The sequence below is a fragment of the Mycobacterium rhizamassiliense genome (assembly GCF_900157375.1).
GTDB classification, from domain to species: domain Bacteria; phylum Actinomycetota; class Actinomycetes; order Mycobacteriales; family Mycobacteriaceae; genus Mycobacterium; species Mycobacterium rhizamassiliense.
The window spans coordinates 572825-588154 of record NZ_LT721901.1; the positions used below are offsets into that span (position 1 = coordinate 572825).

The 15330-nt window shown below is 66.6% G+C and carries 13 protein-coding genes; 2 read left to right on the forward strand and 11 right to left on the reverse strand.

Annotated elements, in window-relative coordinates; genetic code table 11:
• Position 1 precedes the first annotated feature (1 nt).
• From MRAB57_RS02820 to eccCa, 10 genes are all read right to left on the reverse strand, one after another.
• Positions 2-1396, reverse strand: a complete 1395-nt coding sequence (locus tag MRAB57_RS02820) for a hypothetical protein (RefSeq protein ID WP_077086205.1) — start codon at positions 1394-1396, stop codon at positions 2-4.
• Between the two features lie 2 nt (positions 1397-1398).
• On the reverse strand, positions 1399-1728 hold the full coding sequence (locus tag MRAB57_RS02825; RefSeq protein ID WP_077086206.1) for a DUF7162 family protein: 330 nt from the start codon (positions 1726-1728) through the stop codon (positions 1399-1401).
• Between the two features lie 47 nt (positions 1729-1775).
• Positions 1776-3113, reverse strand: coding sequence for a phosphoglucosamine mutase (glmM, locus tag MRAB57_RS02830; RefSeq protein ID WP_077086207.1), 1338 nt, complete (start codon positions 3111-3113; stop codon positions 1776-1778).
• A gap of 150 nt (positions 3114-3263) precedes the next feature.
• Positions 3264-3758, reverse strand: a complete 495-nt coding sequence (gene rpsI, locus MRAB57_RS02835) for a 30S ribosomal protein S9 (RefSeq protein ID WP_173813996.1) — start codon at positions 3756-3758, stop codon at positions 3264-3266.
• Positions 3759-3784: 26 nt separating this feature from the next.
• Positions 3785-4228, reverse strand: coding sequence for a 50S ribosomal protein L13 (rplM, locus tag MRAB57_RS02840; RefSeq protein WP_077086209.1), 444 nt, complete (start codon positions 4226-4228; stop codon positions 3785-3787).
• Between the two features lie 262 nt (positions 4229-4490).
• Positions 4491-4688: a hypothetical protein gene (locus MRAB57_RS02845; RefSeq protein ID WP_077086210.1), complete on the reverse strand. Its 198-nt coding sequence runs from the start codon at positions 4686-4688 to the stop codon at positions 4491-4493.
• 614 nt (positions 4689-5302) lie between these two features.
• Complete coding sequence (locus MRAB57_RS02850) at positions 5303-5599, reverse strand: WXG100 family type VII secretion target (RefSeq protein ID WP_077086211.1); 297 nt, start codon at positions 5597-5599, stop codon at positions 5303-5305.
• Positions 5600-5614: 15 nt separating this feature from the next.
• Entirely contained in the window at positions 5615-5941 is a 327-nt protein-coding gene (locus MRAB57_RS02855) for a WXG100 family type VII secretion target (RefSeq protein ID WP_173813889.1), read from the reverse strand.
• A gap of 73 nt (positions 5942-6014) precedes the next feature.
• Complete coding sequence (locus MRAB57_RS02860; RefSeq protein WP_077086212.1) at positions 6015-7247, reverse strand: type VII secretion-associated protein; 1233 nt, start codon at positions 7245-7247, stop codon at positions 6015-6017.
• 7 nt (positions 7248-7254) lie between these two features.
• Positions 7255-10995 carry a type VII secretion protein EccCa gene (gene eccCa / locus MRAB57_RS02865; RefSeq protein ID WP_077086213.1) on the reverse strand — a complete coding sequence of 1247 codons (3741 nt, stop codon included), beginning with the start codon at positions 10993-10995 and terminating at the stop codon, positions 7255-7257.
• Between the two features lie 131 nt (positions 10996-11126).
• On the opposite strand from eccCa, the gene eccD reads away from it, so the two are divergent.
• Entirely contained in the window at positions 11127-12524 is a 1398-nt protein-coding gene (gene eccD, locus MRAB57_RS02870) for a type VII secretion integral membrane protein EccD (protein ID WP_077086214.1), read from the forward strand.
• Entirely contained in the window at positions 12515-13834 is a 1320-nt protein-coding gene (gene mycP, locus MRAB57_RS02875) for a type VII secretion-associated serine protease mycosin (protein WP_077086215.1), read from the forward strand. The genes eccD and mycP overlap by 10 nt, the downstream gene beginning before the upstream one ends.
• Here the strand turns inward: mycP and eccB are convergent.
• The gene (eccB, locus tag MRAB57_RS02880) at positions 13787-15172 is read right to left on the reverse strand and encodes a type VII secretion protein EccB (RefSeq protein WP_077086216.1); all 1386 of its coding nucleotides are present in this window, start codon (positions 15170-15172) and stop codon (positions 13787-13789) included. The two genes, mycP and eccB, sit on opposite strands and share 48 nt — an antisense overlap.
• Positions 15173-15330 lie beyond the last annotated feature (158 nt).

The following is a 15330-nucleotide window of genomic DNA, read 5'->3' on the forward strand; positions in this document are numbered from 1 at the left end:
CTCACTGCCCCGCCTGCGGAAGCTGGTCTGCGGCAATCTCACACGGCGTTGCACCGTCGGTCGGGCCGGGCTCGCTCGCCGGTGGCACCGGCGCGCCTGCGGGTTCAGGGGCGGTCGCGGGCGGTGGACCGTCACCCGGCAGCGGCGGCGCGTCCGCGGGCGGTGATCCGTCGACCGGTCGAACCTCTTGCGCGTCTTCGGGTTTGACTGCTTCGTCATCTTTCTCAGGATCGGCGTCCTTCTCGTCGGCGTCTGCCTTGTCGTCGACCGGATGGAAGGGATCGTCGTCGGAGTCGTCCTCGTCGAAGGGATCCTTGTCGTCCAGCGAATCGTCGAGCGTCGACGGATCGCCCAGTTGGTCGCCGCCCGACCCCAGTAGGCCAGACATCGCATCGACAATTCGGCTGGCGAGCCCTCCGAGTCCGCCGAGCCCGCCCGATCCGGAACCCATATCGCCGAGACCCCCCAGGCCTCCCAAACCTGCGGCGTCGGCGGGTAGGGCCGAGGCCTCGTCCAACGCGGAGCCCAGATCCGGCACTGCCGCCGCAGGCGGCACGGGAGCAGCATCCGGTGCGGGAACTGCGGGAAGGGCGGAGACCATCGGGGGTTGTGCCGCAACAGGTTCCGTCACGGCGCTGGGTACGGTCGCCGAGGGCAACTCGGGCGCATTCGGCGGCACGGGCTGCAACGCCGGCAATCCGGGTTCGATGTTGCCCGGAGAATCGAAGTACACCGCGGGGACGGCGGCCATCCTGTTGATGACCATGTCGTAGGCTGCCGTGCAGCCGGCCAGCGAAGAGCGCATCGAAGCCAGCCAGTCGTTGCGAATGTCGTTGTCCACGTACGGCATCACCTGCTGGCCGACGACCTGCTCAGCCGTCGAACGCTCCCCCGCCCCGCCGGTGACCACGGCTGCGGCGGCCAGCCAGGCGTCCCGCTGCAGCTGCGAACGGTCGTCAATTGCTATGGCGGACGAGACCTTTGAGTCGAGCAGATACCACAGATTGTCGCGCAGCGACTCGCACCGCTGGGCCGCCGCGCGCACTTCGGTGACCACCATGTTCGCCGCATCGCCGTGCCGTTGCAGGAACCGGCCCGCGGCTTCACCTGCGGGCCCGGTCCACGCCGCCGCCAGCTCGGCGGCCTGGGCGCGTTGCATTCGCAGGCCTTCCAGAATCGCGTCGCCGGCGGCACGCAGCTCGGTGCAGTCGTGGTCCAGCGCGCGAAGGTCCAGGCCGTCTTCGCTGTCGAACTGGTCGCGGACCTGCGACGGGCGCGACGTGAGATCCGGCTGTTGGTACCCGAGCGCCTGGCAGGCCCGCACGTAGGCCTGGGTGTGCTCGACGGCGATCCGCCCCTCGGCGAGACGCTCGGCGACATCCAACCTGTCGGCCACGATCAGGCAATCCGCGCGGCGGCGTACATGTCGGCATCGGCGTAGCGATCCGCGCCCGCCCGTAGCGTCTCGGCGATTTCGATTGTTGCCCTTGACCATTGCGTCAGCTGCGTCGCGAGTCGCTCCAGTTCACCGCGCAGGGCATCGCCCCGCGCCGTGTACGCCCGGCCGGCGCTGGCGCCGCTGAATGCGAAGCCTGCCAGGTGGTCAGCTACGGCGCCGTTGATCACGTCGGCGGACGCACTCAACTGATCGGCGACTCTATGGACCGCCGCGACGTCGACCCCGGTGGCAGCGAAAGTAATGGGTCGTCCTCGACTATCGAATCTCATGCCTAATCCGACGCCGAACCTCGCCTCGGGGTTCCAGTGGTCCAGGATTAGCGCTGATCGCTCACCGCATCGGCAACCTGAGTGGCCACCCGCTGGGCGATGTCCTCCTCGGGCGCTTCGACCATGACACGGATCATCGGCTCAGTTCCGGAGGGGCGCAACAGGATTCGACCGGTATCGCCCAATTCGGCTTCGGCCTGGTTGACGGCGGTCTGCACCGAGGGCGCGGCGGCCGCGGTGGCCTTGTCGGCGACCTCGACGTTGATCAGCACCTGCGGCATCGGCCGCATCTTCGAGGCGAGGTCAGCCAAGCGCGAACCGGTCTGCACCATGCGCGTCATCAGGCGCAGCCCGGTGACGATGCCGTCGCCGGTGGAGCCCAGCGCGGGCATCACGATGTGGCCGGATTGCTCACCGCCCAAACTGAATTCGCCCGCGCGCAGTTCTTCGAGGACGTAGCGGTCGCCGACACCGGTCGTGCGGACCTCGACGCCGGCCTCGCGCATGGCCAGGTGCAGCCCGAGGTTGCTCATCACCGTGGTCACCACGGTGTTGGCGTTGAGCTCGCCGGCCTCCTGCATCGCCAGCGCGAGCACGACCAGGATCGCGTCGCCGTCGACGAGCTCGCCCTCGGCGTCAAGGGCCAAGCATCGGTCGGCGTCGCCGTCGTGCGCCAGGCCCAGGTCGGCGCGATGCGTCAGCACCGCCTCGCGCAGCGAATCCAGGTGGGTGGAGCCGCAGTTGTCATTGATGTTGAGCCCGTTGGGTTCGGCGTTGATCTCGATGACCCGGGCCCCGGCCGCGCGGTAGGCGCGCGGTGCCGCCGCGGAGGCCGCGCCGTGCGCGCAGTCGACGACGACGGTCAGGCCGTCGAGCCGCAGGGTGCTGGCCTTGCCGACGTGGCGCAGGTAGCGGTCGGCGGCGTCCTCGGCGTCGATGACGCGACCGATCGCCGCGCCGACCGGACGCAGGCCGGGTCCGGCGGCGACGAGTTCTTCGATCCGGTCCTCGGTGCCGTCGTCCAGCTTGTGGCCGCCGGGACCGAAGATCTTGATGCCGTTGTCGGGCATCGGGTTGTGTGATGCCGAGATCATCACGCCGAAGTCGGCGTCGTAGGCGCCGGTCAGGTAGGCCACGGCCGGGGTCGGCAGGATGCCCACTCGCAGCGCGTCGACCCCCTGGCTGGCCAGGCCGGCGATGACGGCGGCCTCCAGCATTTCGCCGCTGGCCCGCGGGTCGCGGCCGATGACGGCGACGTGCCGGCCCGGCTTATCCGGGCTGGCCAGGTGCTGTGCGGCCGCGGCCGCGAGCGCTAACGCCAGGTCGGCGGTCAGCTCGCGATTGGCGACCCCACGGACACCGTCGGTGCCGAATAGTCGACCCATGCGGACAAACCTCTCACAGTTGACGGTCCTCGACCTAACCTGCCCGTTTCCTTTTTGACCGAAACCGCCCCATTTAGTGCGCAGACACGCCGACAACAGTGCACGCGAGACCAGCTCGCGGCACTGTTGCGGCCAGAAAGTGATCGCTGATCAGCGCTTGCTGTACTGAGGCGCCTTACGAGCCTTCTTCAGGCCGTACTTCTTGCGCTCGACAGCACGCGGATCACGGGTGAGGAAGCCGGCCTTCTTCAGCGCGGGCCGGTCGTCTGGGAAGGCCACGATCAGCGCCCGGGCGATGCCCAGGCGTAGCGCGCCGGCCTGGCCCGAGGGGCCACCGCCGTGCAGGAGAGCAAAGATATCGAAGTTCTCCACCCGGTCGACGGTCACCAACGCGGCCTTGATGAGCTGCTGGTGCACCTTGTTGGGGAAGTAAGCCTCCAAGCTGCGGCCGTTGAGGTCGAACTTGCCGGTGCCGGGCACCAGGCGCACCCGCACCACGGCCTCCTTGCGGCGGCCGACGGTCTGGATCGGGCGCTCGAATACGAACTCCTCGACGGGCTTGGCCGCCGGCTCGCTCTCGACGGGGGTCTCGACGACTGGGGTCTCGGCGGGGGTTTCGACAGGGGTCTCGACGACCTCGGTCACCTCGGTTGTTGCCTCGGTTGTTTCGGTCACTGGGCCACCTGCTTGATCTCGAAAAGAACCGGCTTCTGCGCGGCGTGGGGGTGCTCTGGTCCGGCGTAGACGTGGAGCTTGCGCTCGATCTGACGGCTGAGCTTGTTGTGCGGAAGCATGCCGACGATGGCCTTTTCGACCACCCGGTCGGGGTGCTTCTCCATCAGCTCGCCGATGCTGCGCTTGCGCAGACCGCCGGGATACCCCGAGTGGCTGTAGGCAATCTTGTTCTTCAGCTTGTCGCCGCTGATGGCGACCTTGTCGGCGTTGATGACGATGACGAAATCGCCGCCATCGACATTGGGAGCGAACGTCGGCTTGTGCTTACCGCGCAACAGAGTGGCTGCTGCAACGGCAAGGCGGCCAAGCACCACGTCCGTGGCGTCGATGACGTACCACGACCGCGTGGTGTCACCCGCCTTGGGCGCATAGGTGGGCACAGCGCTTACCACTTTCTCTAACGAGCCGTTTGACTCGGGTTGGATCCCGGTGCTAGCCGGGGGCCGGTCAGCGTGAGCGGTGGGGCTGGTCTCGGCGACCGACATTGACCCGAGGCCCCGGCGTACCGCACGCCAACGGAGCAGCATACCGATGGACATCCCCGCAGGTCAAAACGCGTTAATCGGGCGCGCACCAGCAGCCCAATTTCCAGCGCTCACGCCAGAAGCGGCGAAGTAGCTCTGGTCCTACCCTCGGACGGCGTTAATCGTCGCCGAAGTGCTGGCGATCCCGTTGTGTCGACACGATGCGCTCGGCAAGGCCTGCAGACCCAAGGTTCAGCATTTCCTCGGCCCAGTTGACCTCGTCCCGAGACGACTTCGGGTCATCTACGACGTCGCGCAACATCGTCTGGACCGCCCGGACGTCACCGGCGAGCTCACGGGTATAGGTCGGTCGCATGCTTCATTCTCCCTCGAAGCCCAATATCTATCGAGTCTGATCCTTTGGCACACCCTCTCCTAGGAAATCGCCGATCTTGTCATTTCTGTATGCCCTAATGAGAGCCGTTAGCAACTCGTCTCCTAAGTCGTCGGCACGGGTACGGATTGCCCTCAACATCGCCGCTGTCTGTAGCGAGGTGAGGACAGATGACTTTTCGACAATGTGGCGGCCAGTCGGGGCTGTTGACCTGTCGACAACCCACTCAAATCGCTTCTGCACACTCTCTAAGTCGTGTTTGAGTCTTTCTTCTTCTCGCGTCGCGCTGACTTGGCGAGCTGCTAGAACTGCTGCGGAGACGGCAGCTACGCCGGCGAAGCCCGCCGACACGACAAACCTCCGACCGAGTGCCCCAGCGAGTTCCACGCATAGTTCGTGGACTCCCAAGCCATCAAGGTCGCCACCCGGGCACCCTCCGATCGACTGCTGCAGTGTTCCGCTGGGCCAGCCAAATTTTCACGGCAGATGACCAACCGTGTAGCTCGACGGAGGGCATGCGGTCGCCCCCCAAATGACTGTGTTGGCCCCGGCGGCTCTCCTTCCGCCGGGACCAACACAGAGCCTGTTATCGATGGCTACCGCGTCCACACGCCGGCCGCTTGCCGGTCAGCGTTCGCCACCTCTTCCGCCCCGTCACGGACCGCGTTGCCGAGGTCAATCAGAATCTCGTTCAGTGCAGTCGCCGCCTGGTTCCACTTCAGTTGCTCGACGTGATAGGCAACCGCGGCTTCGCGAGTCCAAAACTGTTGCAGCGGCGCGATTTGTGAGCGCAGCTCGTCCAGCGCGGCGTTGAAGCGGGCCGACGTGGTGTGAATCTCCTGGCGTACCGAGTATTCGATTTCGCCAAAGTTGTATGCCAGCACCGGATCCACAGAATCTCCTTTCGGTCACAGGTGGCCGCCGGCGGCGGCGATGTGGTGCGCGTGGTTCTGACCGGCCTCTTGCAGCGTGGCCTCGTTCTGCCGGATGGTTTCCGCGATCGCGCCCAGGACGCGGTATAGCCTCATCGACTCGGCGTTCCATCGGTCGACCACGTCTTTGAACCGTTCGGCGGCGAGCCCACCCCACACCGACGACGGCACGCTGCTCATACGGCCGATGAAAGCCTGCAGCATCGCGCGGATTTCTTCGTTACGGATGTCCGTCGTACCTGCGACCGAACGCATCAGATCAAAGTCGGTACTCAGCGTGTCCGCGTTTACCGGTGTGCTCACCCAATCTCCTTCCGAACTGATACCTAGTTCGACTGCGCCGACCCGGGTTAGGTTCCATCCAATTTTCGAAAGCTCATCCGATCGCGCGGGCGGACCGTACGGCCTGTTCACACACGTTGTGGACCACATCGTCCGCGCCGGGCCGGCTCTGACATCCGACGCTGATCCGCACCGGCCCGTCGAGGACCACCGTCCAGCGCACCTGGTGGCTGGCGCGGACTTCCCGGTAGGTGACCGCGGGCCGCCCGGCGCTGACCCCGGACGGATTGAAGTCGACGAACACACCACCCGGCTCGGAACCGATCGCGCGCTGCAGCCGCTCGGCGGTCGCGCTCAACGTCTCATCGGGAGGTACGGGCGATTGGGTGACGTGCAGGGCCACCTCCGGATCTGCGGGCGATGTGACTTGCACCCGCGCCGAGCCGGGCCCGCCGAGCACGCGCTGCACAATCCAATCCGCGGGGACCGTCAGTGCCACCCGGCCCTCCACCAAAAATGTGGTCGCGGCGGTAGGTGGTACGCCGTGGTGGCCGACTGCGGCCGCAATCGGCACAGCCGCGGCCAAGACGACAGCGACAGCTACCAGGCCCCTGGACCCGAAGGCTCGCCATCGAGCGCCGGCGACGCGCGGAACGGACCGCGGCGGCGGCTCGCTCCGAGGCGCCAGGGTCGACTGCGCCGAGGCCGCCAGCTTCGATAGCCGCGTCGCGTCGATTTCAGTTGCCGACCGGCCGCTGGCGCGCACCAAACGGGCGATCGACGCCGCGAGTGCGGCCGCCCCGGCGACCGCCCGAGGTGCGTCGATGAGCACGGTCGTCGTTGTGCCGGAGCATATCTCGTCGATCGCGCGTGCGACCTCCTCGGCGACGGCGAGCGATTCCGAATTGCGGGGTATGCCGATGACCTCGGCGCCGACGATCGCCACCAACCGCTCTGCGATCTCCACCACAACTTCCGCACCGGCGTGGGGCGCCTGAGTCAACAGCCACGATCGCGGGCGCACCAACACGTCGCCGGGCAGGCTTTCGGCCGCCGCGGTGGCCATGCCGACTCGCGACGACGACCACCACGACGGGTGAACGACGACGGTCCCGTCGGCCGCGCAGTGCAACGACCGCAGGGCAGTCCTCCACAGAGAATCGATGGCTACGGGGCGACCGCCCACCAACGCCACACGATCGTCTATACCGCCCAGCGCCGCATCGAGTTCTTCCATCACGCCGGCGGCGGCGACCACGTCTGTGCCACAACACAATCTGTGAATCGCACCGGGCCCCACCTCGATTATTGCGCGGTGTCGGTTCATGGCCGGCTCACGGCGGCGGACACCAGCCCACCTGTACCAGCTGCTCTTCACCCGCGCGATTGGTCAGGAGGCCGCGGCCCGGCGGCAACCGCACCGGGCGGCCGGAGCCCAAGAGCACCCCCTCGTCCGGACGGGCACTCATCATCAATTCCAGGCATCCATGGTCACGCAGCCCCGCCAACAGCGGCTCGAACAAAGCCCGCACCGCTCCGCCGCTGCGGCGCGCCACCACAAGGTGCAGCCCCAGATCGCTTGCATAAGGCAAGTATTCGACGATGTCGGCCAACGGATTGCCCGCGGGAGTGACTACGAGGTCGTAATCGTCGACCACGACGTAGACGTCCGGTCCCGACCTCCAGGACCTGGTCCGCAACTGCGTCTGGCTCGCGTCCGGAGGAGGCATACGTCCCCGCAGGAGATCGACCAGATCCGGCAATAGCACCCTCAGCGTTGCCGGCGACATGGCGTAGCCGCTGAGATGTTCGGACTCGACGACGCCGAGTAGAGAACGCCGAAAGTCGACGACCAACAGTCGTGCCCCTGCGGCGTTGTTCGTCCGGATGATTTCGCGGCACACGGTACGCAGCGTGGCGGTCTTTCCGCATTCGGTGTCGCCGAGGATGAGTAGATGCGAATCCCGCTCGAAATCAAGCGCCACCGGGCGTAATCGGCGTTCTTCGAGACCGAGCAGGACCTGCCTGCCCAGCTCGTCGTTTGAATGCTGGACGACGGCATCGAGGTCGATCTGCGTGGGCAGTAGGGGTATCGGCGGCGCGGCCGGCTGATCCGGGCGGCACCACCGCTGGTCTCCATCGATGGGCAACGCGATGACCATGTGCAGCGCCTCACCCGACAGCCCGCGACCGGGCCTGCCGAGGGGTACGTCGCGCGCCCGCTTGCGGTCAATCTCGGAATCGGCGGGATCGCCGAGACGCAACTCGATGCGAGTGCCGATCTGATCCTTCAACGAAGGTCTGATATCCGCCCACCGCGAGGCCGACAACACGACGTGCACGCCAAACGAGAGTCCCTGGGCCGCAAGGGCCGTAATCGAACCTTCCAACCCGCCGAGCTCGTGTCGCAGGCTCCCCCACCCGTCGACCACCAGAAATACATCACCGAACGGATCATCGCCTACCGCCCCGGCGGCCAGTTGCCGACGATACTCGGCAATCGAATCCACCCCGCGCTCAACATAAATGGCCTCGCGGGCTCGCACGATCGCCTCAAGCTCGGCGATGATCCGGCCGGCGAGTTGGGGCTCGGACCTGCCGGCCACGGCGCCAACGTGCGGTAACGCGCGCACAGACGCCAGCGTCCCACCGCCGAAGTCCAGACAGTAGAACTGCACCTGCCTTGGGTCGTGGGTGGCAGCCAACGCAGTGATTACCGTGCGCAGCGCCGTCGACTTTCCCGCTTGCGGTGCCCCGACAACAGCGAGATTCCCTGCGGCGCCCGATAAATCGATGGTAAGCGGCGCTCGGTGCTGATCGAAGGGACGATCGACGATACCGATGGTCACGGCCAGGCTCGTCGCCGCGGCACCCGCGTCGGATAACAGTTTGTCGAGTGACGGTGCCGGGCCAAGTGGCGGCAGCCAGACCTGGCGAGCGGGCGGCCCCAGCCCGGACACGTGCTCCACGACCCCCTGCAGCACGGTCCGATCCGGCGTCTCCGCGCTAACGGGTGCGCACCGCACTGGCCCCACGCTCGCCAACGTGAACGGCTGCACCCGATCCAATCGCGCGGGTGGCCGCGAGGGCGTAGCCGCCCGCAGGGGTCCCGACACGAAGGCGGTCTGGAAGCGGATCGGCTGATCGCTGCCCGCTCGCAAAAAGCCCACGCCCGGAGTGTTGGGCAATTCATAGGCGTCCACTGTTCCCAGCACGGTCCGAGATTCGCTTGTGGACAGGGTTTTCAGGCACATCCGATACGACAAATGCGCTTCCAATCCTCTCAGCCTGCCCTCGTCAAGGCGCTGGCTGGCCAGCAACAGGTGCATGCCCAACGACCGGCCTACCCGGCCGATAGCCACGAACATGTCGGCAAAATCTGGATGCTGGCTGAGCAATTCGGAGAACTCGTCGACGATGATGAACAGCGTTGGCATCGCGATGAGTTGCTTCCCGGTCCGGCGCGCGCGTTCATAGGCGGCGATGCTGCCGCAGCCGGCGGCGCGCAGTACCTGTTGCCGGCGATTCATCTCGCCGGCCAGTGCGTCTCGCATCCGGGCGACCAGCGGCGCCTCCTCGGCGAGGTTGGTGATGATCGCGGCAACATGCGGGGCTCCCGCCAGATCGAGAAATGTTGCGCCGCCTTTGAAGTCGATGAGAAGCAGATTGAGCGCCTCGGGAGAGTTGCGGGCGATCATGCCCAATGCCACGGTGCGCAAGACTTCCGACTTCCCGGACCCGGTGGCGCCTACGCAGAGCCCGTGCGGCCCGACACCGCCTTCCGCGGGCTCTTTGATATCCAGCTCCAGCGTCACCCCCTCGGGGGTAATCCCTATCGGAATACGCAGACGATGACGATGGTCTTGGTTGTCCCACAGCGCAGTTGGATCGAATGCGTCGATATCCTCGATACCGACCAAATTCGGCCAACCCCGGTCCGGATTCCGGCAACGTGCGGCCGTGTCGGCGCGGTATGCGGCAAGGCGCTGGGCACATACCAACGCGTCCATGCGATCCAACCGGTCCGGTTCCCTCGGCGTTCGCGATTCGTCGTCATACCTGAACGTCAGGGGTGACCCGTCGTGCCCAGGGCGGACCTCGACCACGGTCGTCCGCGGGACGGGTGCGAGGGGACCGAATTCACTCAAGTCGTCGAGGTCAACGATCACCACCAGATACGGCAGGGCCGAACCAGCGAGCGCGACCCGCAATTCGTCCGTGCTGCAATACATCATGCGCGCGGATCCCACGGCATCGGCGGCAACCGGGTGCTGATGGTGCGGCAACCATTTCAACCAATCCCAGTGGGGTCGATTGCGTTCATCGATCACGCCGGCGATGAGCAGTTGATCGGGGGCGTGGAACACGGCCAGCTGACAGATCATGGCACGCAACACACCGCGCGCCTCATCGGCTTCGCCGTCGACCACCAAGGATTCGACTCCGCGCAAACCGATCGCGATGGGCGCCTCGTCGATCGTGGCATGAGTGCGGATGAAACGCTGCATCGCAGTCACGGTGACCGGATCACAACGCTCCAGATCAAGGTCCTCGGGAGCGACCAGACGCCTTGCGAGCGGCCGGGTGCCGCTCCCAATGCGAACGAGACAAAAGTCCGAGTCGTTCGCTCGTCGCTCCCACATCCGCGGGCCGCCGGTCAGCGTCCAGAGGGTTTCCGGTTCGGGATGAGTCCACGTGAGCGACGCGCGCTGTGTCGCAGCGGTTTCCACAGCTTCCTCGCGCAATCGACTTAGCGATTCGAGATAGTCACTCCGGTCGGCCAGGATCCCACGTCCGCGGCGCTGGCCACGTCCCGTAAACACGGTCACCACCATCGAGACGACCATCATCATCGGGAAGGCAAGAAACGCGGGGTTGCGGGTCACCCCCGACCGCGAGAAGAACATGACCGCCATGACGCCCAGTGCCCCGACCGCCATGACGACGGGCAGTATCCGCACCAGCAGGCTTGGCGCCGTGGAGCTCGCCAATTCCGGCGGCGCGGCAACGGCAATGTCCGCACCGACAACTGTCGGCGGCCACTGTCGCACCGCGGGCACGAATCCCTGGGTCACCTAGCCCCTCCTTGAAGTTTGCTCACGGTAGACAGCGCCAAACGTGCGGGCAATTCACCTGTGGACGGCCGGATACCCGTGCCGCGAAACCGCGTTAGCGTGGCGGCAATCGGAGGTTGAAAGGGTCGCCCGTGTCTGAATCCGACCTGGGATTACGTCGTGTTTCGATTCATGCCGGCGGTACCCTTGTCGACGTCGCTCTGCCGTCGCAAATGCCTGTCGCCACGCTCATTCCACCAATTGTCGACATTGTGGGAGACCACACCGCCGATGGACCCCGTGCCCTGACCGCTTCGCGTTATCAACTCTCCCGGCCGGGCAGGGCTGCGCTACCTGCGGCGAAGACCCTAGCGCAGAACGGTATTCGAGACGGCGACACTCTCCTGCTGAGCCGCGCCCGGGCACGGGTCCCGGGACCCAGGTACGACGACGGGGCCGAAGCCATCTCGGCGAGCTTGACCCCGCAGAGCCGGGATCGGCCGCAGCGGCTCCGAGCGACGCGGCTGGCGGGTGCCCTGGCGGCGGGCTTGTTCGCGAGCATGGGCGGTCTGGGGCTCGTACGAAATTCCTTCGATCCGAACGTCACCCATGACGTCACCGCGACAGCCGGGGTTGCCGGCGTGCTCGGCACCATTGCACTGATCTTCGCGGCCGTCGCCCACCGCGCATGTCACGATCCGATGTTCGGAAACACGCTGGCCGTGATCGCCACGCTATTCGCTGCAGTCGCGGGCTTTCTCGCGGTACCCGGCCCGCCGGGCCTTCCCAACGTGCTGCTGGCCGCGATGATGTCGGCGGTCGCCGCCACCCTCGTGATGCGCGTATCGGGCGGCGGCGTGACCGCATGCACCGCGATCTCGTGCTTCGGAGTTATTCTCGCCCTCGCCGCAATGGCGGGCATGATCACCGCCGCACCGCTGCGGACCATGAGCTCGATTACCACTTTGGTATCGCTAGGGTTGCTGGGCGTGGCGGCGCGACTCTCGATCGTCATGGCCGGGTTGTCACCTAAGCTGCCGACCGCGCCGGATCTGGACTCATTCGAACCGCACACAGATAACCTGCCGGGCAAGGTGTTTCGGGCCGAAGTGTGGCTGAACAGCCTCGTCGCCGCATTCTCTGTGTCGGCGGCGGCTGGCGCAATTATCACTGCGCTCGGCGGCGCACCGCGGCCGACTTGTATCGCGTTTGCCATGCTGACCGGGGTTCTCCTGCTGCTGCGCGGGCACCCACTTCAGAGCGGGAAGCTGATATGCGTCATCGGTGGGGTTACCACCGTCGCAACAGCATTGGGCCGCACAGCACTCAGCGCCCCAGCGCAGGGGCCGTGGATAGCTCTCGCCACGGCATCGCTGGTCGCCGCGGCATGCATTCTCGGATTCGTCACCCCAACGATGTCCGCTTCACCCATCGCGCGGCGAAGCATCGAACTGTTCGAATGTCTCGCATTGGTGGCGATGGTGCCGCTGACATGTTGGGTGTGCGGTCTCTACGGCGCCGCCCGTGCTGCGTCTCCGCCATGGGGTTGACGGCATTGGGCGCTGCACGCGCGCTGGCGGTGTCGGCTCTGATTGCGCTTCCACAGTTCGGAATGCCGTCAGCACAAGCGGTTTCGCCACCGGAAGTCGATGACAGGTGGCTGCCCAAGCCGGCCCTACCGGCACCGCCGCGACCTACCGTGCAGCGCGACGTGTGCACAATGGTCGCGGAGGGCTCAGGAGCTGTCCCCCGACGGGCCGCCGCGGTCGACCTACCGCGGGTTTGGCAGCTCTCCCGCGGGGCGGGCCAGCGCGTAGCCGTCATCGACACCGGGGTTTCGCGCCACCGCAGGCTGCCGAGTTTGGTGCCGGGAGGCGACTATGTGTTTACCGGCGATGGCACCCAGGACTGCGACGCGCATGGCACACTGGTGGCTGGAATCATCGCTGCGGCAACCGCTTCCGGATCCGATGGCGGAGTGGCACCCGACGCCACCGTGGTCAGCATCCGCCAGTCCAGCGCGAAGTTTGGTCTCACACGCGACCCGTCGAGCACAGGGGTCGGTGACGTCGACACGATGGCAAGGGCCGTGCGGACGGCCGCCGACTTAGGTGCATCGGTGATCAACATCTCGACTGTGGCATGCGTTCCGGTTGCGTCCGCACTCGACGACCGCGCGCTCGGCGCCGCGCTGGCGTATGCGGTCGACGTCAAGAACGTCGTCATCGTCGCCGCGGCCGGCAATACGGGCGGGGCCGGGCAGTGTCCGCCCCAGCGCGCCGACGCGACGTGGCAGACCGCCACCGTATCGGTCAGCCCGGCTTGGTACGACGACTACGTGTTGACTGTTGGTTCCGTGAACGCCGAGGGCGCCCCGTCGGCGTTCACTCTCGCTGGGCCTTGGGTAGACGTCGCGGCGACCGGCGAAGGCGTGACATCGCTCGGATCGGCGTCACTCTCGGGCACCAGCTTTGCCGCCCCCATCGTCAGCGGACTCGCCGCATTGATCCGGGCACGATTCCCTGCGTTGAGCGCGCGGCAGGTGATGCAACGCATCGAGTCGACCGCGCACCACCCGACCGGCGGGTGGAATCCGTACGTCGGTAATGGGGTGGTCGACATCCTGGCCGCGGTCAGCAGCGACTCAGCGCCGCCCGGTAACACCGCCACGCCGCCGCCCGCTCAAGTTCCGCTGACCCAGCCACAGCCACGGCCGCAGCACGCCCCCGGGCGGGTCACCGCATTGCGCGGCGCGGGGGTCTGCGGGGCCGTGCTGCTAGCGGTGCTGATCACCGGTGTCGCCAGGGTTCGGTTACCGAGCCGGCGACGGGGCCCCCGTGACGCCGTCGCGGGCGATTGACGCGTCCGCCCTGCTCAATTCCGGACCGGATGGCAAGGCCGCCAACACGCGCGGTGGGATCGGAATGGCCGCTGCCAGCAGGCCGAGGTCGCGCGCCGTTTCATCGTCATGAACCGCGAACCGCACCCCGGTGTCGGCCACCAGGTAACGCGTGCCCGCTGGACCACTCACGTACGCGCTGCGGCCCGGCGGCAGGTAAACCGCATCGAGCGCAGGACCGCGGGCGTCAGCCTGCGCCAACCGCACGGGCGCCGCTGGTGAGGCCACCGGTAGCTCATCCACAGCCCGCAGCACGCTGCCGGACTGCCCGCGACTCCACGTCACGCAAACGACCCAGTCACCGCCGACCAGCGATCTCGGCGGTTGATCGGGGAACGTAGCCACCGGCAGGGCGCCCACGGTCGGGGCCGTGCGAAGCACATCGGGCGTCACGGCGGGGATTTCGGCGCTGCCGTGCGAGTCGCGGAATCGGAGTAGATCCGCGGCAATCCGGCCGATGCGCTGAATTCCGGTGGCCAGAACGGCGTAATACTCGTCACTGTCGCCCCGCGCGATGCGCAGCACGCTGCCGACGGGATAACCGGGCAGTCCGGCCGCATTTTCGCCCGCGCCCCGAATACGCGGCGCCGCAATCGGCGACACTTCGGGTAGGGCATTCAGCAACAACGGTGAAAGGGTGCGTGGCGTGCTGCCCTCCAGCCGCAGTGCGCGTACGACCGCAGGATCTGTCATGTCCACAACGGCACGCTGCCCGTTGTAGAGCAGGTAGGTCGGCGAACCCAACCCGGCCGTGGCGAGGATGGCCTGCTCGCTGCTTATCCGACCGCCCGACGATGCTGCGGCAGACTCGACGATGACGGTCGTCGCCGAATTGTCGCCGGCATCGCAGATCGTCCAAACCGCTTCTTCGCCGGACAACAACGGACCGCTAAGGTCCGGCACACCCGGAATGCCCAGCAGTGGGCCGCGTTTCGTGTGCCTCAACTCCGACTCGCGCACCGGTCGCGGATCGGCATGGGTTCCTGCGATCAGCCGGGCCGAGGCCAAATTCAGGACCGGATGCCACGTGTCGCCGACTCGCACATAGAGCGCTCCGGTTTGTTTGCCCATCACGATCTGCGCCTGGCCGAGCCTCGCTTCGGGTTGCAGCAAACCAAGGCACGCAATCGCAGCCACCGCGACGGCGGCGACGACGCACCCGATCGTCAAAGGCGCCGTCCGCGCCCGCAGCGGCAGGGCCGGTACCCGGGTGCCGAGCCCCAGCAACGCGGACTCGGCACGGCGCAGCAGAAATCGATTGCCGCTGACGTACAGCCAGATGGTCAGCTGGCGAGGCACTGATCCCCCGATGTCCGCGAATTGGTAGAACTCACAATAGATTGCAAAACCACAGGTCTGCGGCCATTTATCCACAGGCCTCCAGGTTTAACGCGGCCTGAAAATGGGTAAAATTGGCCCGTGATTTTTCACCGCATACACAACCCTCGGGCGGGCAG

Excerpts from the sequence above, each read along its gene's own strand:
- MRAB57_RS02825 (WP_077086206.1), bottom strand. The coding sequence starts at position 1,728 with ATGAGATTCGATAGTCGAGGACGACCCATTACTTTCGCTGCCACCGGG.
- glmM (WP_077086207.1), bottom strand. The coding sequence starts at position 3,113 with ATGGGTCGACTATTCGGCACCGACGGTGTCCGTGGGGTCGCCAATCGC.
- MRAB57_RS02845 (WP_077086210.1), bottom strand. The coding sequence starts at position 4,688 with ATGCGACCGACCTATACCCGTGAGCTCGCCGGTGACGTCCGGGCGGTC.
- MRAB57_RS02860 (WP_077086212.1), bottom strand. The coding sequence starts at position 7,247 with ATGAACCGACACCGCGCAATAATCGAGGTGGGGCCCGGTGCGATTCAC.
- mycP (WP_077086215.1), top strand. The coding sequence starts at position 12,515 with ATGGGGTTGACGGCATTGGGCGCTGCACGCGCGCTGGCGGTGTCGGCT.